Below are 21,913 nucleotides of genomic sequence, written 5' to 3' on the forward strand. Positions count from 1 at the left end.
ACTCCTTTAGAATGTATTACTAATGTTAAAGCTGATGGTCTTCGTATCGTCATCTTCTTCTTGTTGCAATGGATACGCAAAACTAATCAACATAGGACCCATAGGTGAGATCCATTGTAGTGATAAACCGGTTGATACCCTAAAGCGCAGCGGATCTGAATAATCCTCAAGCTTAGCGCGTTCATCCGGCCCTAAATTTTTATAACGATCAACGTTAAATTCAGTATCCCATACGTTTGCAGCATCAATAAAGAAGCTGGTACGTACAGAACTGGTATTATCTTCATCCAAGAATGGAGTTGGCACAATTAACTCCATGCCAGCAACCGCTTTAGCATTACCACCAATACGCCCTTGTGGTGTTAACACATCAAACTCTGGCGAACCGCCTATATTGCCTGTTAGGCCACCATCTGGCAACGAAGTGCCCGGAATTAACTGTGGCGTACGTGATATTGCGCGCGGCAATATAGTATTACGGTCAAAACCGCGTAATTCCATTTCTGTTATACGAAAGTACTCTTGGAATGGCAATGTTTGGTCGTAACCATTGGTTGTGCCATAACCGTTACCATAACCAAGCGCAGCACGGGTTGAGAATACCCAACGATGGTTATTCGAAAGCGGCCAATAAAAACGCGAGTCATAGTTTAACTTAAAGTAAGTTAAATCAGAGTTTGGCGTAGTACCTGTTAAGTTTAATGTTTGACGCGAACCTGCAGTTGGGAATAAGCCACGGTTTACTGTCACACGAGACCAGCCAACGCTGAGTTCGTACTTAGTAAAATCAAATCCTTTATCTGGATTATTCGGGTCTAAGAAGGTCTCACGCATAACACGAGTTTGCTCATATTCAGCAATTTCAGATAATTCTTCTTGGATCCAACGTACACCAAAGTTGATACGGTTTACCGCATCAATCGGGAATCCTATATTAGTACCAATCCCGTAGCTTTTCGATTTGTAATCGATGAGGCTAAACTTACTTGCATCGTAATTACTGTAGAAAATACTACTGCCTTGCGACACACCATCTGGGGTGAAGTAAGGGTCGGTATACGATAAACTAACACGTTCTGAACCACGCGAGGTATTGATGTTAAAACCAATTTGGTTACCCGTGCCTAAGAAGTTAGACTCAGTAACACCGATATTAAATTGCAGACCTAAGTAAGAACCATAAGCAAGACCTGCATTAAAGCTACCTGCTGATTGCTCTTTAACAGTAAAATCGACATCAACTTGGTCATCTATACCAGGGACTGGCACAACATTAAAATCAACACTTTCCATGTAAGGAAGACGTTGAATTTGTAGCTTTGAACGCTCAAGATTCTGATTCGATAACCAGGCGCCTTCCAGCTGGGTCATTTCACGACGTAATACTTCATCTGCGGTATTTTGGTTACCACCAACAATAATACGACGCACATAAACACGCTGACCAGGATTAACTGAGAGTGTTAACTGAACTTCTTTGTTTTCATCGTCAATTTCAGGAATGGTGCGAACTTCCGCATTCGCATAACCGAAACGCGCTAAATAACTTTTGATAAATTCTTCAGATGAGGTAACCACTGAGCCATTATAAAGTTCACCGGCACGAAGTGGAATAACGCTTTTGATCAGTTCTTCACGGCCAAGTAAATCACCAATGAAGTCAAAGCCTTTCACTTTGTATTTAACGCCTTCGGTGATGTTAGCTGTTACATACACAGATTCACGCTCAGGACTAACTGATACTTGTGTTGAGTCAATATTAAAACGTAAGTAACCACGGTCTAAATAATAACTACGAATTTTCTCGAGATCGCCTTCAATGGTTTGTTTCTGGTAGCGATCGCTGCCCATAAACTGCCACCAAGGTAAATCTTGTTGTGACTCAGCAAGTGCTAACAAGTCTTCATCACTAAATAATTCATTACCAACTAAGTTGATCTGACGAATAGATGCGGCATCGCCTTCATCAAACTCAAGTTTTAGCTTAACGCGGTTACGCGGTAACTTAGTGATACTGACATCAATTTTAGCGTTGTATTTACCAATACTGTGGAAAAACTCTATTAAGCCTTTCTCGATGTTATCCACCACAGTTTTATCCAGTGGTTCACCTTGGCGAATATCTTGCTGATCAAGCGACTGAGTAAGCTGCTCGTCTTTAATGTCTTTATTACCTTCAAACTCAATAACACTAATTGTTGGGCGCTCTGTTACTTTAAAAATAACATTATTGCCATCACGTAGTGCCTTGATGTTGTCGAAGTGACCTGAGTTATACAAAGACTTAATCGTTTTTGAAATTGTGTAGTCATCAACATTATCACCCACATTAATAGGAATATGTGTTAATGCCGCTCCCAACGCAACGCGCTGTAAGCCTTCAACTTTTAAATCGTCAACAATAAAGGAGTTTTGGCCTAGGGCTGCAAAGCTAGCACCTAATAAACTTGTTACTGCCAAATGTTTTTTTATAGCCATTTTATTATCTTTATCCTTTACAACGGTATTACCGCTCAACACCTTAAAATTATACTTTAGCGGTGTTTTACAATCGTGTTTTAATTCGAGACTGTCGCAATTGCTTACAATCGCGATACATCATTGAACAAAGCGAAACATGTAAGAAAAATGAGTAGCAAGGCACCCACTTTAAAACCAAATTCTTGTGTCTTTTCAGAGACCGGCTTTTTACGAAAAAGTTCAATTATGTAATACATTAAGTGCCCACCATCAAGCACTGGTAAGGGCAATAAATTAAATACGCCCAAGTTTACACTTATCAATGCTAAGAAGCCTAAAAACGCTACTAAGCCATAGCTTACGCTAGTTCCCGCTCCAACAGCAATACCAACTGGACCACTTAAATTCTTCACTGATACTTGACCAGTAATTAAGTTACCAATCATATCAAAACTTAGGCTGATCAAGCGCCATGTTTCACTTACGCCCAGCACCATACTATCGAGTGGACCATAATGTCTAGTTTCAATGTAACCATCTGGCCATGTTTCAACCACCGGCGCTACACCTAAAAAGCCTTGTAGCAAGCCATCACTATTACGTTGTCCTTTCGGCGTAACATTTAGCAGCTCTATACTATCTTGTCTTTTTACACTAAATTGTAATGATTTGTTAGCGGATTGCTGAATAACATTAACTAACTGCGTCCAACTGGTTATTGTTTCACCATTTACTGCGATAATTTCATCGCCTGCTTGTAAATTAGCGTCTGCTGCAGCAGAGTTTGGCGAAATTGTGGCAACGGTTAAAGTCGCCTGCGGACGAAACGGTACAATACCTAATGAAGCTAATGGTGGCACATCTTGTTGATCAAGTTTCCAACCATCAATATCAAGCATTTTAACCTGTTCTTGAAATTGCTCGTCACGCACGGTAACTGCAACGCTTTTATCACCTAGGCTGGCCATTAACGCAAACGTAGCATCTTGCCAGGTAGCAATATCATCATCGCCAATTTTTATAATTTGCTGACTTGGCATAATACCGGCTTGCTCAGCGCGGCTACCCTCATTTACTGAGCCAACCACCGGCTTCACCGATTGAACCCCAACCATGTACATCGCAGCTAAAGCAAAGATAGCAAATATAAAGTTAGCCAGCGGGCCTGCCGCTACAATCGCGATACGCGCTTGTACTGACTTGGCATTAAATGATAAGTGACGTTGTTCAGCTGACACCTCATCAACACGTTCATCAAGCATTTTCACGTAGCCACCTAAAGGAATTGCTGCAATGACATATTCAGTGTCGTGTTTATCGTGCCATTTTATTAGCGGTTTACCAAAGCCAATAGAAAACCTTAACACCTTCACACCCGCTTTGCGGGCAACCCAAAAATGGCCATATTCATGCACTGTTACTAAAATTCCCAGCGCTAGAATAAAAGAACCTAAATTCCACAGAAAATCGAACATATTAGCGTACTACCTTTGCAATGAGTTGCGTCGCTTGAAGTCGAGCTAAACGGTCACATTCAAGAATTTCATCGAGCGTGTGTACGTTTACATCAACCGTTGTGTCTAATGTTTGTGCATTAATGCGGTATATATCAGTAAAGCCTATCTGCCCTTGTAAAAATGCCTGCACAGCAATTTCATTGGCAGCATTAACTGTCGTTGTAGCACCTTGTCCAGCATTACACGCAGCAATAGCTAATTGTAAATTGGGATAGCGGGCAAAATCTGGTTTCGTAAAAGTAAAATCAGCAAGCTGTGAAAAATCCAGTGGTGTTACTCCAGCATCAATACGCTGTGGGTATGCTAAAGCATGAGCAATCGGTGTACGCATATCTGGATTCCCCATTTGCGCTAGCACCGAGCCATCTTGGTATTGCACCATTGAATGAATAATACTTTGCGGGTGAATGACCACTTCAATATCGTTTGCCTGGCAGTTAAATAGCCATTTAGCCTCAATAAACTCAAGGCCTTTATTCATCATAGTGGCTGAATCAACAGATATCTTTTGTCCCATCGACCAATTTGGATGCGCCACGGCTTGTGCCACAGTAACGTCTTTTAAAGAGGCAATATCACACGTTAAAAAAGGCCCACCAGAACCGGTAAGTAAAATTTTACTTACCCCATGCTCATGTAACTGTGCATTAGTTTTAGAGCCTTGCAGTGCACTTGGCAGGCACTGGAATATGGCATTATGTTCACTGTCAATCGGTAGTAAAGTGGCTTTATGTTGTTTTACTTTATCAATAAACAACTGACCTGACATGACTAAAGATTCTTTATTCGCCAGTAATACTTTTTTACCTGCTTCTACCGCACTGAGTGTAGGTATGAGCCCTGCTGCACCAACAATCGCCGACATTACCGCGTCAACGTCTGGGTGAGCGGCCAGTTCACTCATGGCGGCAATGCCACTGCGGATCACTGTTTTGCAGCCACTGCCCGATAAGTGTTGGCTTAACTTAGCTGCAGCGCTGTCATCTGCCATCACTGCAAAGCGTGGTTGATGAGCAATACACAATTGCGCCATCAATTCACTATTATTACCTGCCGCAAGTGCAAATACAGCAAACTGTTCTTGATTACGCGCAACAACATCTAAGGTACTTAAACCAATGGAACCTGTCGCGCCGAGAATGACGAGTTGTTGTCTACAACTCATAAACTAAGTGTCCATGCATAGCACAACACAAAAATGGGGGCTGCAGCAGTTAGGCTGTCAAGACGATCTAAAATACCCCCATGGCCAGGCAAACATGAGCCACTATCTTTAAGACCAGCTTCGCGTTTAAACATACTTTCGAGTAAGTCGCCAATAGCTGAGAATAACGCGATGAATACAGTCATAATCGCGTAAATTGGCCAAACAGACATATCTACATTGGTAAAATGACAAAACGCTAAAACAAAAATTACCGCAGCAACTAAGCCACCAGCTAAACCTTCAATGGTTTTATTAGGGCTCACTTTTGGCATTAACTTATGCTTGCCAAAGTTTTTACCCGTAAAGTATGCACCAATGTCAGCACTCCATACGATCCCCAGTACCACTAAAATAAGCATCGAACCAAAGTGCGTTGATTGCTCATAGTTAGCACTGCGCAGTGTATTAAGCGCAAGCCACAGCGGTACTAAGGTGAGAATACCGGCAATAGCGCGCATAACCACTCCTTCGTTCCATGCTTTAGCCATTGCTGGGTAGCGCCACACTAGGTAGGTGGCTACAATCCACCACGAAAATGACAGTGTGAATATATAATTTGCGTCTCCTACGAGCTGGCCGTCGACCCACAGTCCATCAATTGGCCAATGCCAATTAAGCAGTACCAGTAACAAGCCAATAAACGTCACAAACGAAAAACGTTTAACTTTATCGCATAACCCCATAAATGCCGACCATTCCCACGCGCCTAATAAAACAATCGCGCCAGCAATGTAACTAAACAATGTAAGAGGTGTATAAAAAACCAACACCAGTGCCAAAGGCGCTAGCACTAAAGAGGTTAAAATTCGTTGTTTTAGCAAAGTGTTACCCTTTTTAATTAGGTTTCAGCGAGTAATTGTTTTATTTGTTCGCCAGTACAACCAAACCGTCGCTCTCTGGCAACGTAACAAGCGATAGCATCAGCAAAAGCTGCTTCATTGAAGTCAGGCCAAAGCGTATCGGTAAAGTAAAGTTCAGCATAAGCAGCTTGCCACAATAAAAAGTTGCTTATGCGTAAATCGCCACCAGTACGGATCAACAAGTCAGGTTCAGCCTGATCTTGCATACTCATATGGGCGGCTAAATCGTGCTCTGTAATATCATCAGGGTTTAACGTCCCTGCAGCAATCAGCTTACCTAATTGCTTTGCAGCATTTGTTATATCCCATCGACCACCATAATTTGCCGCTACATTCAGTTGCAAACCAGTATTATTAGCCGTTAATTCATGTGCTGCATCAACCTTGCTGCGCAAAGTATCTGAAAAACGAGATAAGTCACCAATAATGGTTAACTTAACATTATTTTTGTGTAGCTTTTTAACTTCCTTACTCAGCACAAACAAAAACAGCTCCATCAAGGTACTGACTTCATCTTCGGGGCGATGCCAGTTTTCACTACTAAAAGCGAATAGAGTCAATGACTCTACTCCTAATTTAGTACAAAACTGCACAGACTGACGAACCGCATCCACGCCTTTTTTATGACCGTACACACGTGGCCTATTCTTGGCTTGTGCCCAACGACCATTGCCATCCATGATTATAGCGACATGCTTGGGTAAACATTGCTGGGAAATTTTATCAGCGTTAAGAACCATAAATATCGAGTATTCCATAAAAAAACGCCGCCTAGTATACCCCAGACGGCGTTTCAAAACTAATAAATTTACTAGCTTAGATTTCCATCAACTCGGCTTCTTTCGCCGCTAATTGAGTGTCCATCTCTTTAATGAATTTGTCCGTAAGCTTTTGAATTGCATCATCAGATTGACGCGCTTCATCTTCAGAAATATCTTTATCTTTCAATAAGTTTTTAACGTCACCGTTAGCATCACGACGAATATTACGGATTGCAACACGGCCGCTTTCAACTTCACCACGAACGATTTTAATTAAGTTTTTACGACGTTCCTCAGTTAGCGGAGGAAGTGGTACACGGATCACAGAACCTGCTGACATTGGGTTTAAACCTAAGTCAGATGCCATGATTGCTTTCTCTACCGCTTGTGCAAGCGATTTATCAAATACACTTAACGCAAGTGTACGTGAATCTTCAATTGTTACATTGGCAACTTGGTTCAATGGCGTTGGTGCGCCGTAGTATGGCACCATGATGCCATCTAATATTGCCGGATGAGCACGGCCAGTACGGATTTTAGATAGTTGACTGCTAAGTGCCGTTACACTTTTCTGCATACGTTCTGCAGCATCTTTTTGAATATCGTTTATCACGGTTCAATCCTAATCTAGTTAATAACTTCATCTGAGGCTTGTGAAGAGATAAGAGTGCCTTCTTCTTCGCCCATAATTACACGCTTTAAAGCGCCTGATTTATTCATATTAAATACGCTCAACGGCATCTTGTGATCACGCGCAAGAGTGAATGCCGCAAGATCCATTACTTTTAATTCTTTTTCAATGATTTCATTGTAGCTCAAGTGACGGTAAAGTGTCGCCTCTGGATTTTTTACCGGATCATCACTGTAAACACCGTCAACCTTGGTGGCTTTAATCACGGTATCGGCTTCAATTTCAATACCACGTAAACACGCGGCCGAATCCGTTGTAAAGAATGGATTACCAGTACCGGCTGCAAAAATAACTACACGGCCCGTTTTTAATAAGCTAATTGCCTCAGCCCAATTGTATGCATCACACACACCGTTAAGTGGGATAGCTGACATTAAACGACAATTTACAAATGCACGGTGCAACGCATCACGCATTGCAAGACCATTCATGACAGTTGCTAGCATCCCCATATGATCGCCAACTACGCGATTCATGCCTGCTTCAGCAAGTGAGCCGCCACGTAAAAAGTTACCGCCACCGATAACTAAACCCACTTCTACGTCGAGTTCTACAAGCTCTTTGATTTCTTGCGCCATACGGTCTAATACTTTTGGGTCGATGCCGAAGCCTTCGTCTCCCATCAGTGCTTCACCGCTTAATTTGAGAAGAACGCGTCTAAAAATAGGTTTACGATTGATTGTCATAGTATTTGGGCCAACTTTATAAAAAAAGGATAAAAAATAACCGCGCTTATGATTTTCACATAAAGAGCGCGGTTATTTTAAAGAATTTTCAGCGATGACGCAAAAGCAAATAACAGAATAATTTCATCTAACTCACTTTTTCGTCAAAGGAAATCGATTTTATTGACCTTTAGCAGCAGCAATCTGTGCAGCAACTTCAGCAGCAAAATCTTCAGTTTTCTTCTCGATACCTTCACCAACTTCTACACGTACGAAGCCAGTAACTGTTGCGTTTTTCTCTTTAAGAATTTCGCCAACAGATTTTTTAGGTTCCATGATGAAAGCTTGACCAGTAAGAGAAACCTCACCAGTGAATTTTTTCATGCGACCAACAACCATCTTCTCAGCGATTTCAGCAGGCTTGCCTTCGTTCATCGCGATTTCGATTTGTACTTGCTTTTCTTTTTCAACAACGTCAGCAGGTACATCTTCAGGTGCTAGGTACTCTGGGTTTGAAGCAGCAACGTGCATTGCAACGTGCTTAAGTGTTTCTTCATCAGCAACACCCGCAACAACAACACCAATACGCTCACCGTGACGGTACTCAACTAGTTGCTCACCAGCAATGTACTGTAAACGACGTACGTTGATGTTTTCGCCAATTTTAGTAACTAGTTCAACACGATCTTCTTCGAACTTAGCTTGTAAGTCTTCGATAGAAATCGTTTCTGCAATAGCAGCATCAGCAACTTTGTTAGCAAATGCTAAGAAACTTACGTCTTTTGCTACGAAGTCAGTTTGACAGTTAACTTCAACTAGTACTGCAACACCTGCATTTTGCTTGATGATGATAGTACCTTCAGCAGCAATGTTACCTGCTTTTTTAGCAGCTTTTGCAGCGCCACTTTTACGCATATTTTCAATCGCTAACTCGATGTCACCATCTGTTTCAGTTAACGCTTTTTTACAATCCATCATGCCAGCGCCGGTACGCTCGCGTAATTCTTTAACTAGGGCAGTAGTTACAGCCATTAGTAAATCCTCAAATCTGAATTCAGGTTTAGATAAGCGGGTTACCCGCTCTACAAGAATAGCAAGTCTTCATCTAAAATTAGATGAAGACTTGATGACAGCTAATTACTCAGCTTCTACGAAGTCGTCTTTCTCAGCTTGAGCAACGATATTGCTCTCACGACCTTCAGTGATTGCTGCTGCAACTGCGCCTGTGTAAAGGTTGATTGCACGGATAGCATCATCATTACCAGGTACGATGAAATCAACACCGTCTGGGTTAGAGTTAGTATCAACGATCGCAACAACTGGAATACCTAGGTTGTTAGCTTCACGGATAGCGATGTGCTCGTGGTCTGCATCGATAACGAAAAGTGCGTCAGGAAGACCACCCATGTTTTTGATACCGCCAAGGCTCTTTTCAAGCTTTTCCATTTCGCGGTTAAGCATTAACGTTTCTTTCTTAGTTAACTTCTCGAAAGTACCGTCTTGGCTTTGGATCTCAAGGTCTTTAAGACGCTTGATTGATTGACGAACTGTTTTCCAGTTAGTCAACATACCACCTAACCAACGGTGATTTACGTAATACTGATCACTAGCGATAGCGGCTTCTTTAACCGACTCGCTTGCTGCGCGCTTAGTACCAACGAAAAGAACTTTACCTTTGTTTGACGCAGCACCAGTTAAAAACTTAAGTGCGTTGTTGAACATTGGAACAGTTTGCTCAAGGTTGATGATATGAACACGGTTACGTGCGCCGAAGATGAAAGGCTTCATCTTAGGATTCCAGTAACGTGCTTGGTGACCGAAGTGAACACCAGCTTGAAGCATGTCGCGCATTGAAACGTTTGCCATTTTGTATTTCCTCTGTTTAGTTTAGGGTTAGGCCTCCACATACCCCATAGCACCAACACCGCAGTTAAATGAAACTGAAATGCACCCAAGTGTATGTGACGATACGTGTGTGTGTTAAAATAAAATTGTGTTTGCCTTAAATACAAAAAATCATTTAAGAATTTATTTGTAAAAAGACGGCGCGCTTTATACCATATTAAAAACAAATATTCAACGTCGCGTGCAAAATTTGTGCGACGATAAATGTGTAAAACTCGACAATGGAGCCTCCATGAGTGCTGTGATCAAGACCCCTGAAGAAATAGAGAAAATGCGTGTAGCCGGGCGCTTAGCGGCAGATGTCCTGGAAATGATAGAGTCACATGTAGTTCCCGGTGTAACCACTGATGAACTAAATACAATTTGTCATAATTATATTGTCGATGTGCAAAAGGCAATTCCTGCCCCACTAAATTACCATGGTTTTCCTAAATCAATTTGCACCTCAGTAAACCATGTAATTTGCCATGGTATTCCTAACGACAAAGCATTAAAAGATGGCGACAGTGTCAATATCGATATCACGGTTATCAAAGATGGCTACCACGGCGACACATCAAAAATGTTTCATGTTGGCACGCCAAACATCCAAGGCAAGCGTCTTGCTGAAGTAACGCAAGAAAGCCTTTATTTAGCAATAAAAATGGTTAAACCAGGCGTGCGTTTAGGTGATATCGGCGAAGCGATTCAAAAATATGCAGAGAGCTTTAACTACTCAATTGTTCGTGAATATTGCGGCCATGGTATTGGTGCAGAGTTTCATGAAGAACCACAAATAATGCATTATGGCCGCGCTGGTACTGGCGAAGCCCTAAAAGCAGGTATGTGTTTGACTATTGAGCCAATGGTTAACGCGGGTAAACGCCAGTGTAAACTATTAAAAGATGACTGGACTGTGGTTACTAAAGACCGTAGCTTGTCTGCGCAGTGGGAACACACCTTATTAGTAACTGAAAATGGTGTTGAAATTTTAACGCTTCGATCAGATGATACGATTGACCGGATCATTGAACATTAAATACTGACTCACCCGACTTAGGGTGAAATTAGTATGCTAAGGAGCCAGCCCACGTGGCATTACCCAATAAAGTTAAAAAATTGCTCAGCGATGCTGAGCAATTAACCGATTATCGCGATTGTTCTAATTATTTTTATAAATGGTTACAAAACGAGTTTTCAAAACAGCCAGTCGGTAATTTGATTAATGCCCGGGCTGAGTTTATCGACCGCTTACTGATTAAACTGTTTCATGTTTATGATTTAGCCCATGAGCCAGATTTAGCCTTGATCGCCGTTGGCGGTTATGGTCGCGGTGAGCTGCACCCCTATTCAGATATCGATTTTTTACTGCTAGTTACTGAGCAACCTAGTGATGCAGTGTGTGAAAAGATCGGCCAATTTGTGACCATGCTATGGGATCTTAATTTAGAAATTGGCCACAGTGTGCGTACCATTGAGCAAGCGATTGAGCAAAAACGTGCCGACGTAACTTTTGCCACTAGCTTGCTTGAAAGTCGACTACTGTTCGGTAATCACATTGAATATGAAAAACTCAAAGAGCATATTCTTGATACGCCTGTATGGCACTCTGACGAATTCTTTTTAGCAAAAGTACATGAGCAACAACTGCGTCATAAAAAATGTCACGGTACAGCATACAACCTCGAACCAAATATCAAAGAAAATCCCGGTGGCCTGCGAGATCTGCAAACCATCATTTGGGTTGCTAAAAAACATTTTAGAGCCGAAACCTTACAAGAGCTTATTAGCCACGGCTATCTCACTCATGAAGAATATCAAGAGCTCCTAGAGTGTTTAGAAAATCTCTGGAATATCCGTTTTGCGCTGCATTTAGCCGCTGGACGCTCTGAGAACCGGTTATTATTTGATCATCAACCACTGGCTGCTGATTTACTTGGCTTTGGTAGCGATGGTAAAGCTTCAGTTGAGCGGATGATGAAGCGATTATTTAGGATCATGAGCCGGGTCCGTGAGCTAAATCAAATGTTGTTATCATATTTTGAACAAAGCATTTTACCGGAAAGTAACGAACAAGCAGTAGTTGAACTCGATCGTAATTTCGAACGTGTTGGCCATCAAATTAGGGTAAAAAATCCGTCCGTGTTCTTTCGCCGTGATCAACTATTTGTATTGTTCGAACATATTGCCGATAACCCTGAAATTACCCATATTTACCCAAGTACTATCCGTACCATCCGCCAAGTGCGCCGTCGTCTGTTAGGAGATTTGCAAGATTATGCCGCCTGTCGTGAAGCCTTTTTACGGCTAATTAAACACCCTAACGGCATGGGCCGTGCATTTACTTTAATGCACAAGCACGGCATGCTTGCCGCTTATTTACCCCAGTGGCGAAACATTTTTGGACAGATGCAATTTGACTTATTTCACGCTTATACTGTGGATGAACATACTCATAAGTTGATCAATAACATTTATCAATATTTTGATAAAGCAAACGTCAGTGAGTTTCCTATTTGTTGTGAAATAGTCACCCGCATGGACAAGCCCGAGCTACTGTATTTAGCGGGTATCTTCCATGACATTGCCAAAGGCCGTGGCGGCGATCACTCAGAACTCGGTGCTGTTGATGCCATTGCTTTTGCCAAATTACACCGTTTTTCAACTTCCGATGGCAAATTGATTGCTTGGCTAGTTAGTAACCATTTACTTATGTCTGTAACTGCACAGCGTAAAGATATTAATGACCCAGATGTGATCAAAGACTTTGCTACTCGAGTTAAAACCGAACGACAACTTGATTATCTATACTGCTTAACCGTCGCAGATATTCGCGCCACTAACGACAACTTGTGGAATGATTGGAAAAACACCTTGTTGCGTGAGCTTTACCTGCATACTCAAAGGGCGTTACGGTTAGGCCTTGAAAATCCTATGGATCAGCGCGACCAAATTCGCGATAAAAAGCATCAAGCCAAACAACGGTTAATCAACAATGGCTATGATGAAAATCAGATTGATTTAATTTGGAGCCGTTTTAAAGCAAATTACTTTACGGCCTTTAGTGAACAACAACTATCATGGCACACCGAACATTTACTAAACTGCGTTGATTTAAGCCAACCCAGTGTTGCGGTATCAAATACAGCCATGCACGGCGGTACACAGATTTTTGTTTATAGCCCCTACTCCGGCGGTTTATTTGCCCGTTTAGTAAGTGTGATCGGCTCTAAAAAAGCGCAAATTCAACATGCTCAAGTGCTCACCACTCGCGACGGCTATGTGCTGTTTAGCTTTGTAGTACTTGAAGTCAGTGGCGACCCGATTGCCAGCGCTCAAGCGCAGTCAATCAAACGCGGCCTTGATCAAGCGCTTGCTGATCCGAAAAAGAAAATTCGCTTTAAAAAGAATCGCTCACAACGCTTTAAAGATTTTAATATTAAACCAAAAATTATCCTGCGCCCTCACCCGCGTAAAGACCGCAGCTTAATCGAAATTCAAGCGGTAGATATTCCTGGCTTATTAACCAAAATTGCCGAAGTGTTTCAAGCCCATTTATTACATATACACGCCGCGCGGATCACCACCGTAGGTGAACGTGCAGAAGATTTCTTCGTGGTATCGAATAACGAATACCAAGCTCTTACCGACGAAGAACAAGCAAAAATTCATCAAGCATTGCGTAAAAAACTCAACGCAGAAACCGAATAAGAGGATCTTATGTCAGATTTAAAAACCACCATTGAAAACGCCTGGGATAACCGTGATAGCATCAGCCCGAGCACAGTACCTAGTGATGTAAAACAAGCCATAATCGATGTACTTGAGCTACTTGATAGTGGTGCCGCACGCGTTGCTGAAAAAATCAGTGGTGAGTGGGTTGTCCATCAATGGCTAAAAAAAGCCGTGTTACTGTCGTTTCGTATTCGTGACAATCAACCAATGAACGACGGCGTAAACCAGTTTTATGACAAAGTACCACTGAAATTTAGCGACTATACACCGGAGCAATTTCAGCAAGGTGGCATGCGCGTTGTACCAAACGCTGTTGCCCGTAAAGGCAGCTTTGTCGGTAAAAATGTAGTATTGATGCCATCATATGTAAACATTGGTGCTTACGTTGATGATGGCACTATGGTTGATACATGGGCCACTGTAGGCTCGTGTGCACAAATTGGTAAGAACGTACACTTGTCAGGAGGTGTTGGCATAGGTGGCGTTTTAGAGCCATTACAAGCCAATCCTACTATCATTGAAGATAACTGTTTTATTGGTGCACGCTCTGAAATTGTAGAAGGCGTGATCGTTGAAGAAGGCGCTGTTATTTCAATGGGTGTTTACATCAGCCAAAGTACTCGCATTTACGACCGCGAAACTGGCGAGATCCACTACGGCCGCGTACCAGCAGGTGCAGTGGTTGTTCCAGGCGCACTGCCATCAAAAGACGGTACTCACAGCTTGTACGCTGCAATTATCGTGAAAAAAGTAGATCAGCAAACCCGCGAAAAAGTAGGGATTAATGCATTATTGAGATCGATAGACGAATAATAGAGAGCTGAAAAGTTCTAAACAATAAGCTGATTGACATTAACAGTAAATAAATGAAAGCCCTAAATCTATATAGATCTAGGGCTTTTTCTATCTGTGTTATTTTCTCTTTTATGATAAATATCACCTTTAAATACAACATACTTGATAGCTGAGAACTTATTCTGGTTTATTAGCTTTGATTTGTATGACTGCGGCAACTATAATTATCAATCACATCATTAAGTAATTGAGATCAAGTTGTTACGGCTTTTCGTTATATGTTGGTTCCTGTTACTTGGTTTTCAGCAAGCTTTTGCTACTGAACTAAGCACTTTTGAAAATAAGTTAAACGAAGCTGAAGACTACCTTGTGGTCAACCCAGCGCAATCTATTATTATTCTTGAAAATCTTGACGATATCGATAAAGTTTCACCTGAGTTATTTATTCGTTGGCATCTTATTAACGCCCGAGCAGCCGTTCCGACCAGCCAATTTGACCGCCTTCATCAGTCTGTAGATGCGATATTTAGTCAGCAGCAAGCCCCTTATTTCAAAAAGAGAATAACGTCTATTATGAGTGCGTTAGGTATTTGGCTACGCTATGCAGAGTATTTAGACGATGCCCAACTAAGTTTTCAATGTGGTTATAAATACGCTGAAAATGATCGTCAACGCTTGACGCTTACCAACAGTATGGCACTGGTCGCTATGGCACAAAATAACAATGACGAAGCGCGTAACCTATATGCCGAAAGCTATAATTTCACGGTGCGTTTAAACCTCCCTAACGTTGTCGCCATGATAGAAAGTAACTTGGGCTATTTGGCACTTGATGAGAATAAAATCCCAGAAGCTGAACATTATTTTCGTAGTGCCTTAAGCCGTTATCAAATTATTGACAAGCGAGCGGGACAAATTTCTGCAGGATTAAATCTGTTAATGGTATTTTTGATCCAAGATCAAACAATAAACTTTGAAAGATTATACGGACCCACATCCACTTTAACCCATGCCTTTCCCAATGAGGCTAAACAAGCTTTATTACTATGGCTGGAAATGCGTTTTAAAAAACTTAAAGGAAATTATGTTAGCCGAAAGGACGTAGCACAATTGCAAATAGCTTACGAGCAATTAGAAAGCGATCAAATGAAAACCTTTGTACACCGTTACTTTGCTAAAAAGCTCGAAGTCCCTATCGTACCACCAAAGAAAATCCCCCCTAAAAAGTTTACTCGTTCTTGGTTTGAGTTAGTTAAAAAATGTCAGTGGTAATTGTTGGTGGCACTTTACAACATTTCCCTTTTTTCTTATTACCAACTGGGTGGATTTAATTTCGCAGCGCTGGGGTTCACGCCTGAGCAATTTGGTTACAGTGAGATTTTTTGGGGACTTGGCTCACTGCTGGGGAGAACGGCTTGCTGGCGAAGCATGTGTCGCAGCATTTGCTGTTGCAAGCTGCCGCGGCTTTACTCACGTTGGGTGCTGTCGGTGTTTACCTAATACAAGATTCGATTTGGTTTATCACACAGTGCATTAAACACTATAGTCGTTGAACAAATCAATTGAATTTAGTGACGCGGCAACGAGCTGATCTTGGGATAGATGTTAAGTTCATTTTTAAACGATAGTCAGGTTATACCAATCGTGTAAAGTTACTGACCATTTATAGCGACAGATAAATGGAGTGATAACAAGGCATAAATTTTGACATGCAGTTGTTCTACTTGAAAAAATTATAACGCAGTTAGCGCTTTATTTAGCTCGCTAGAATGGTTAAATATTTAAGTCGATTGGTATTAAGTACTCTTTACCACTTCGCATAGTGGTCTTCGGTAAATCCCCATTCGCCGTTAAGTGTGATAACTTCGTCTGCAAGAGTTATTTCACCATAGTAACGGCCGAAGTGTTGAGTGAAGTTAGTCGCGATAATAATTAAGTTAGTTTTATCTTGGCGTTTACCTTCTGGTTCGAAGTATAAATTGATGATACCGTCGTTTGAACGCAGCCGCCATTTACTCGTTGCTTTAGCATTACCATAGCGCTCAAATTGAAAATCGACCATATCAATTTTATAAAGCGTGCCATCGAGCCACAAGGCGTTTTCGGTAAAACCTGTTTCAATAACCCCCGCACTTAAATTTAAACCTAAGCGGCGGCCATCAGCTAATGTGCAGGCTAAACTCCCCCAGTTCCAAAAGGTTTCGCGACGCATGAAACCCGCGCTCCAATCAACACTTGCCAGTATTTTAAGCTCTTCAAATACATATTTTTTACCACGCCACTGAAGTGTTCCAGTACAGGGTAATGCGGCAGTTTTTTGGGTAAAATGAAAGCCTGTAAAACCGGCACGAACACACACCGCAAGCGGGTTATAATTTATCGATTCATCAATACAGGCACTAATTTTCAGCCCGGACTTTAAATTTACCTCTACCGAGCGTATTTGCGGCTTAGCGGTTGTATTAATAGTTACGCTGTTACGCCCTTTTCGAAAAGTCGCTTGCCCGGTGTTTGGTGTGCTATCAATACACGTATTTAAAGCCAGTAAGCTGATAAAACTGACTTCATCGAATTCTGTCGTTTGTGGGTCGTATACATATACAAAACAGTGACTCGCAATTTTTAAATCAACGATCGCTAAACCAATAATTAACTGCTCACAACTCAAACTAATAAATTGAAATTGATTAAAGCTTAACTTTTTAAAAAGCGTACTTCTGGATTTACCCATAGTACTACGCAGGTCAAAATCCAAGTAATTGATGTCATCTACTCCATCTGGAAAAATACCAAAGTCGGCTTGTCCATCTTGGTCAATCAGCTCATGCTTTTTCATAATAAGCTCCTTGCTTTTTAAACAACATTTTATCGATTAAAAATATTGTTGGTAAGTCTAACTCAAAACAACTTAAAAATGATCGCTTAAAAAAGTGCCACCGAATTTATACTTAAAGTGTTACAAGTTATTACAAAATTGCCTCTTTTGGCTGATTTAGTGGTTTCTTGGTTACTTTTTGACATACATTCTATTTATGATAGTGGCGCTTTTTTTACATATCACTACAATGCACAAAAACAAATATTGGAAGACACACAATGAACCTGACACGTAGTTCGCTAAAAAACCCTGCGAGTGTCATTGTTATCTTGGTGCTAATTATGTTGTTTGGCATATTAAGCATTTTTAAGTTGCCGATTCAATTAACCCCTGATATTGAACAACCGCAAATTACAATTTTCTCTGGTTGGCGACAAGCTGCACCCGAAGAGATTGAATCGGTTATCATTGAGCCCATTGAAAATGCAGTTAAAAATACACCTGGCGCATTAGAAGTAAATACCAATATCAACCGAGGCAATGGCGCTATTACGCTAACCTTTGCTGTTGGCCAAAATATGCAACAAGCCATGCTTGATGTATTAACCAGCCTTAATCAAGCTCCCCCTTTACCTTTAGACGCATTCGACCCTGTTGTATTCGCTGGCGGAAATAATGGTGAGGCGGCAGCAACCTTACTGATCACACCTAAAGATTATCAATCGGATAGTTTAGATTTTGATATGTCGCAGTTTCAAAAACAAATTGATGAGTTTATCGAACCACGATTAGCGCAAATTCCAGGTGTTGCGCGGGTGGATCTGGCCAGTGAACGCCCGAAAGAATTGCGTATTACGTTTGATCCGCATAAAGCAGCAGCCTTAGGAATAAGCCTAGATAAAATTAGTAACGTACTTGCCAGTTCACGAGATACTTCAGGTGGCTTAGCTAATGTAGGTAGGCGCCAATATACAGTGCGTTTTACGGGACAATATGACTTATCTAGCATGGCACAAATGCGCGTTGGTTACTCAGATGATAGGCCTATTTATTTAGGCGATATAGCCAGTGTTGAACGGACTTACTCTGACCGCTTAGGTATGAGTGGACGTAATGGAAAACCAGCCTACTACATCCGTATTTCTCGCGCTAATAAAGCCAATACGGTTGCGTTACTTGACGATATTAATCTAGCAATAAAAGAGCTAAATGAAGGGCCGCTGGCAGCGAATGGACTCTCTATTGAGCTTAGTTTTGATGCCTCGGTGCATATACGCAATGCACTGTCGTTAGTTAAAAGTAACTTAGGCCTTGGCGTTATTTTGTCTTGCTTAATTTTATGGTTATTTTTTAGAGGCCTGAAAGCTACTTTAGTGATTGCAGCGACTATTCCAATCTCATTGATGGTGGCATTTTTAGCGCTTAATGTTTTTGACCGTAGTCTAAATGTTATATCACTCGCGGGTCTGGCATTTGCTGTTGGCTTAGTGTTAGATGCGGCTATTATAGTACAAGAAAATATCGCCAGACTTCGCGCTGAAGGCCTAGATAATAAAAAAGCGGCGCTTAAAGGAGCGGCCCAAGTTACTGGGGCGTTATTTGCATCAACAACAACGAGTGTTGCAATATTTTTACCTATTTTATTTATGGCTGGTATTGAAGGGCAATTGTTTTCTGATTTAGCACTGACACTCTCTGTAGCGGTTATCACATCAATGATATGCGCAATTACACTTATCCCATTAGCGAATCATCTATGGCCCGATGCGCAAATCAAAGCGGACCCATATCATTACTATTGGCAAAAGCTCAGTAATTTTATTATGAAGTTAACGAACACTCGCGTTAAGCAAATTATGTGGATTATCGTATTACTTGGCGGCTCAGTGATAGCAACATTAACTATGCTACCGAAAACCGATTTTATGCCACGCGCGCCTACTGATGGCTTCTTTTTCAATTTGGTCACGCCACCAGGTGGGAATGTGCAATTTATGGAAGAAGAGCTCTTACTCAGAGTTAAAAAACGACTCATGCCCTACTTCAATGGCGAAAAAGAACCTGGCATTAAAGATTTTAATTTTTATGCTTTTGGCTCAAATGCAGGTGGCTTTATTTACTCAGCCGATCCACAACGAGTCGAAGAGTTAATGAAAGTAGCCAAAGAAGAGATTTTTATTGATTTACCCGACACGCAAGTATTTTTCTTTCGTGGTTCAATGATCCAAGTTGCAAACGGTGGTGATGGCCGCGATATCAATATTGACCTAACCGGGCCGAACATGGATGACTTAGTTAATGCAGCACAAATTGCACTAAACGCCGTCAATGAAGTTCTACCAGATGCTACCGCCCAGCCACAGCCTCGTCTTGATATGGCTGAACCTGAACTTAGACTAACACCTAATGATCGCCGTATTACCCAAGCAGGCCTGACTCGTCGAGATGTATCGCAAGCAGTACAAGCATATACTGGTGGTTTATTTGTGAATGAATATTTTGATGGTAATGAACGCATGAATGTCATTTTACGAGGCATTCCTTGGCAAACCCCAGAAGAACTAAAAGCACTGCCGATTGTTACCCCACAAGCAGGTATACAAAGCCTTGGCGAGCTTGCCAACATTGAACGTACTGTGGGACCCACTCAGTTACGTCGGGTAAATGGTCGCCGTACAGTGAGCATAGTCGTAACTCCACCTGCTGATATGAGCTTACAACAAGCGCAAGCAATTTTAAGCGAACAGGTAATGCCTAAAGTCAGAGCTAGCCTGCCAAGTAATGCGGGAGCAATATTGGCTGGCAACGCACAAAAAATGAATTCGGCGATGACCGAAATGGCGCTGAATTTTGTGTTGGCGTTGTTTATTTTATTTTTATTAATGACAGCACTGTTTAAATCCGCAAAAGACAGTGCGTTGGTTTTACTGGTTATGCCTCTAGCCATTGCTGGTGGCGTATTAGCGCTGTTTATTTTAAACCTATTTACTTTTCAATCGCTTGATTTGCTCACCATGATAGGGTTTATCATTTTGTTAGGGTTAGTAGTTAACAATGCCATATTATTAGTGGATCAAACTAAGGTAGCGATGACATCAGGTTTAAGTCGTGAGGCGGCGGTCAAACAAGCGATATTACTAAGGGCAAGGCCTGTTTACTTAAGTACACTTACGAGCTTATTTGGCATGCTGCCATTGATGCTAATGCCAGGTGTAGGCTCTGAAATTTACAGAGGGCTTGCAACCGTTATAGTCGGTGGTATGGCGATCAGTGCGTTGTTCACTCTCATTTTAATGCCTAGTTTGTTACAGCTAGGCCGAAGCACACCGCCTGCGTCAAATAATAAATCAGTAAACAATACAGCAAAAAGTTTAGCTACAAGCCAATGAGTATAGAGAACCTAATCATGAATAGAATTAAACTAGCCATGCAGTCTTTCATCCTATGTAACTGTTTATTTATAGCACCTGTTTTTGCCGTTATTCCTGTGACTGTTGCACAGGTCACTAAAGCGCCGTTAACCAGTGAAATAGAAGTTAATGGTACGCTGTTTGGCAAAGACGATGTTACTTTAACAGCAGGTATTAGTGGCCGTCTTATCTATGTTGCCGAGCCTGGCAGCGTGATCAAGAAAAATGATATTTTAGTTCGTATGGATACCTTACCTTTAGAATTAGATAAAGCACGCCAAGAAGAAATGCTCAATCGCGCTAATATTAATTTACGTTTATATCAACAAGACCTAAAACGCTTAAAAGAGTTAGAAAAATCTAGCAGCGCCGCACTAAGCCAAGTAGACGAAGTGCAAAATAAGCACGATCTGGCTCGCTCTGACATAGCACTTGCGAAGATCGAACTTAAAGTAATCGATGACAAACTAACAAGAGCAACTATTCGTGCGCCATTTGCTGGCGTTGTAAGCGAGCGCTTTAAGCGCGCAGGTCGTGAAATAAACCGTGCTGATGAGTTACTTACGCTACTTGATATTCATCATTTAGAAGTACGTATATATGTACCCGTTAGATACTTAAAATATTTACGAACAGGCATCGAACTTCCCATTAAAGCGGGTGACTTATCGCAACCAGAAACAGCTGCAGCAATAATAACTGCGGTAATTCCATCTACAGATCCACGCTCTCAGACAGTTGAAATACGCGCCAATTTACAAGCAGATGCACAACACGCTTGGGCAATTGGCCAACTTGTTGATGTAACCGTGCCATTGACCAGCAAAAATCCGGTATTATTGGTAAATCGAGATGCGTTAATCATCCGTAAGCAAGGCATACATGTGGTTAAAATTGATGCGAAAAGTCAAGCGATAAAAATTCCTGTAACCGTTGGCAGTGGAAAAGGGCCACTTGTCGAAGTCTCGCCAATTGCAGATAACGGTTTAAATGCAGGAGATAACGTGGCTGTGCGTGGTGCTGAACGTTTACAAACAGGGCAAGATGTCGAGATACAGATAAAATAATCAGAACTCTAACTAGTAGGCCGTTTCATCCAGCAACTTTTCC

16 protein-coding genes are annotated in these 21,913 nt (G+C 41.6%); 6 read left to right on the top strand and 10 right to left on the bottom strand.

Features of this window, described 5'->3' with window-relative positions; translation table 11 throughout:
- Positions 1 to 6: 6 nt before the first annotated feature.
- The 9 genes from bamA to rpsB form a co-directional block, all read right to left on the bottom strand.
- Positions 7 to 2,478, bottom strand: coding sequence for an outer membrane protein assembly factor BamA (bamA, locus tag H5162_RS12875; protein WP_182731381.1), 2,472 nt, complete (start codon positions 2,476 to 2,478; stop codon positions 7 to 9).
- Between the two features lie 104 nt (positions 2,479 to 2,582).
- Complete coding sequence (rseP, locus tag H5162_RS12880) at positions 2,583 to 3,935, bottom strand: sigma E protease regulator RseP (protein ID WP_145240483.1); 1,353 nt, start codon at positions 3,933 to 3,935, stop codon at positions 2,583 to 2,585.
- Position 3,936: 1 nt separating this feature from the next.
- Positions 3,937 to 5,142 (bottom strand): 1-deoxy-D-xylulose-5-phosphate reductoisomerase, encoded by a 1,206-nt coding sequence (gene ispC, locus H5162_RS12885; protein WP_145240482.1) that lies wholly within the window; start codon positions 5,140 to 5,142, stop codon positions 3,937 to 3,939.
- A complete protein-coding gene (locus tag H5162_RS12890) occupies positions 5,139 to 6,005 on the bottom strand; it encodes a phosphatidate cytidylyltransferase (RefSeq protein ID WP_145240480.1) in 867 nt (288 codons plus the stop codon). The genes ispC and H5162_RS12890 overlap by 4 nt, the downstream gene beginning before the upstream one ends.
- Positions 6,006 to 6,022: 17 nt before the next feature.
- Positions 6,023 to 6,802, bottom strand: a complete 780-nt coding sequence (locus tag H5162_RS12895; protein WP_145240478.1) for an isoprenyl transferase — start codon at positions 6,800 to 6,802, stop codon at positions 6,023 to 6,025.
- Positions 6,803 to 6,860: 58 nt separating this feature from the next.
- Entirely contained in the window at positions 6,861 to 7,382 is a 522-nt protein-coding gene (gene frr, locus H5162_RS12900; RefSeq protein ID WP_215909106.1) for a ribosome recycling factor, read from the bottom strand.
- A 50-nt stretch (positions 7,383 to 7,432) separates the two neighbouring features.
- Positions 7,433 to 8,182, bottom strand: coding sequence for a UMP kinase (gene pyrH / locus H5162_RS12905; RefSeq protein ID WP_145240474.1), 750 nt, complete (start codon positions 8,180 to 8,182; stop codon positions 7,433 to 7,435).
- A 159-nt stretch (positions 8,183 to 8,341) separates the two neighbouring features.
- Positions 8,342 to 9,193 (bottom strand): translation elongation factor Ts, encoded by an 852-nt coding sequence (gene tsf, locus H5162_RS12910; RefSeq protein WP_145240472.1) that lies wholly within the window; start codon positions 9,191 to 9,193, stop codon positions 8,342 to 8,344.
- A gap of 105 nt (positions 9,194 to 9,298) precedes the next feature.
- Complete coding sequence (gene rpsB / locus H5162_RS12915) at positions 9,299 to 10,027, bottom strand: 30S ribosomal protein S2 (RefSeq protein WP_145240470.1); 729 nt, start codon at positions 10,025 to 10,027, stop codon at positions 9,299 to 9,301.
- Positions 10,028 to 10,298: 271 nt separating this feature from the next.
- Here rpsB and map point away from each other — a divergent pair, with 271 nt between their 5' ends.
- The 4 genes from map to H5162_RS12935 all read left to right on the top strand — a co-directional run bounded on the left by map (position 10,299) and on the right by H5162_RS12935 (position 15,847).
- On the top strand, positions 10,299 to 11,084 hold the full coding sequence (map, locus tag H5162_RS12920; protein ID WP_145240468.1) for a type I methionyl aminopeptidase: 786 nt from the start codon (positions 10,299 to 10,301) through the stop codon (positions 11,082 to 11,084).
- Positions 11,085 to 11,137: 53 nt separating this feature from the next.
- Positions 11,138 to 13,756: a [protein-PII] uridylyltransferase gene (gene glnD, locus H5162_RS12925; protein WP_145240466.1), complete on the top strand. Its 2,619-nt coding sequence runs from the start codon at positions 11,138 to 11,140 to the stop codon at positions 13,754 to 13,756.
- 9 nt (positions 13,757 to 13,765) lie between these two features.
- Complete coding sequence (gene dapD / locus H5162_RS12930; RefSeq protein ID WP_145240464.1) at positions 13,766 to 14,593, top strand: 2,3,4,5-tetrahydropyridine-2,6-dicarboxylate N-succinyltransferase; 828 nt, start codon at positions 13,766 to 13,768, stop codon at positions 14,591 to 14,593.
- A gap of 240 nt (positions 14,594 to 14,833) precedes the next feature.
- Positions 14,834 to 15,847 carry a tetratricopeptide repeat protein gene (locus tag H5162_RS12935; RefSeq protein WP_257326216.1) on the top strand — a complete coding sequence of 338 codons (1,014 nt, stop codon included), beginning with the start codon at positions 14,834 to 14,836 and terminating at the stop codon, positions 15,845 to 15,847.
- A 535-nt stretch (positions 15,848 to 16,382) separates the two neighbouring features.
- Here H5162_RS12935 and H5162_RS12940 read toward each other — a convergent pair.
- Complete coding sequence (locus H5162_RS12940) at positions 16,383 to 17,411, bottom strand: DUF2804 domain-containing protein (protein WP_220493608.1); 1,029 nt, start codon at positions 17,409 to 17,411, stop codon at positions 16,383 to 16,385.
- Positions 17,412 to 17,671: 260 nt separating this feature from the next.
- Between H5162_RS12940 and H5162_RS12945 the strand changes: the two genes are divergently transcribed.
- Entirely contained in the window at positions 17,672 to 20,782 is a 3,111-nt protein-coding gene (locus H5162_RS12945; RefSeq protein WP_182778707.1) for an efflux RND transporter permease subunit, read from the top strand.
- Between the two features lie 17 nt (positions 20,783 to 20,799).
- Positions 20,800 to 21,870 carry an efflux RND transporter periplasmic adaptor subunit gene (locus tag H5162_RS12950; protein ID WP_257326219.1) on the top strand — a complete coding sequence of 357 codons (1,071 nt, stop codon included), beginning with the start codon at positions 20,800 to 20,802 and terminating at the stop codon, positions 21,868 to 21,870.
- Positions 21,871 to 21,913 lie beyond the last annotated feature (43 nt).

Source organism: Pseudoalteromonas sp. SR41-8, from assembly GCF_014163915.1.
GTDB classification, from domain to species: domain Bacteria; phylum Pseudomonadota; class Gammaproteobacteria; order Enterobacterales; family Alteromonadaceae; genus Pseudoalteromonas; species Pseudoalteromonas rhizosphaerae.

Excerpts from the sequence above, each read along its gene's own strand:
- bamA (WP_182731381.1), bottom strand. The coding sequence starts at position 2,478 with ATGGCTATAAAAAAACATTTGGCAGTAACAAGTTTATTAGGTGCTAGC.
- rseP (WP_145240483.1), bottom strand. The coding sequence starts at position 3,935 with ATGTTCGATTTTCTGTGGAATTTAGGTTCTTTTATTCTAGCGCTGGGA.
- ispC (WP_145240482.1), bottom strand. The coding sequence starts at position 5,142 with ATGAGTTGTAGACAACAACTCGTCATTCTCGGCGCGACAGGTTCCATT.
- H5162_RS12895 (WP_145240478.1), bottom strand. The coding sequence starts at position 6,802 with ATGGAATACTCGATATTTATGGTTCTTAACGCTGATAAAATTTCCCAG.
- frr (WP_215909106.1), bottom strand. The coding sequence starts at position 7,382 with ATGCAGAAAAGTGTAACGGCACTTAGCAGTCAACTATCTAAAATCCGT.
- pyrH (WP_145240474.1), bottom strand. The coding sequence starts at position 8,182 with ATGACAATCAATCGTAAACCTATTTTTAGACGCGTTCTTCTCAAATTA.
- tsf (WP_145240472.1), bottom strand. The coding sequence starts at position 9,193 with ATGGCTGTAACTACTGCCCTAGTTAAAGAATTACGCGAGCGTACCGGC.
- rpsB (WP_145240470.1), bottom strand. The coding sequence starts at position 10,027 with ATGGCAAACGTTTCAATGCGCGACATGCTTCAAGCTGGTGTTCACTTC.
- map (WP_145240468.1), top strand. The coding sequence starts at position 10,299 with ATGAGTGCTGTGATCAAGACCCCTGAAGAAATAGAGAAAATGCGTGTA.
- dapD (WP_145240464.1), top strand. The coding sequence starts at position 13,766 with ATGTCAGATTTAAAAACCACCATTGAAAACGCCTGGGATAACCGTGAT.
- H5162_RS12940 (WP_220493608.1), bottom strand. The coding sequence starts at position 17,411 with ATGAAAAAGCATGAGCTGATTGACCAAGATGGACAAGCCGACTTTGGT.
- H5162_RS12945 (WP_182778707.1), top strand. The coding sequence starts at position 17,672 with ATGAACCTGACACGTAGTTCGCTAAAAAACCCTGCGAGTGTCATTGTT.
- H5162_RS12950 (WP_257326219.1), top strand. The coding sequence starts at position 20,800 with ATGAATAGAATTAAACTAGCCATGCAGTCTTTCATCCTATGTAACTGT.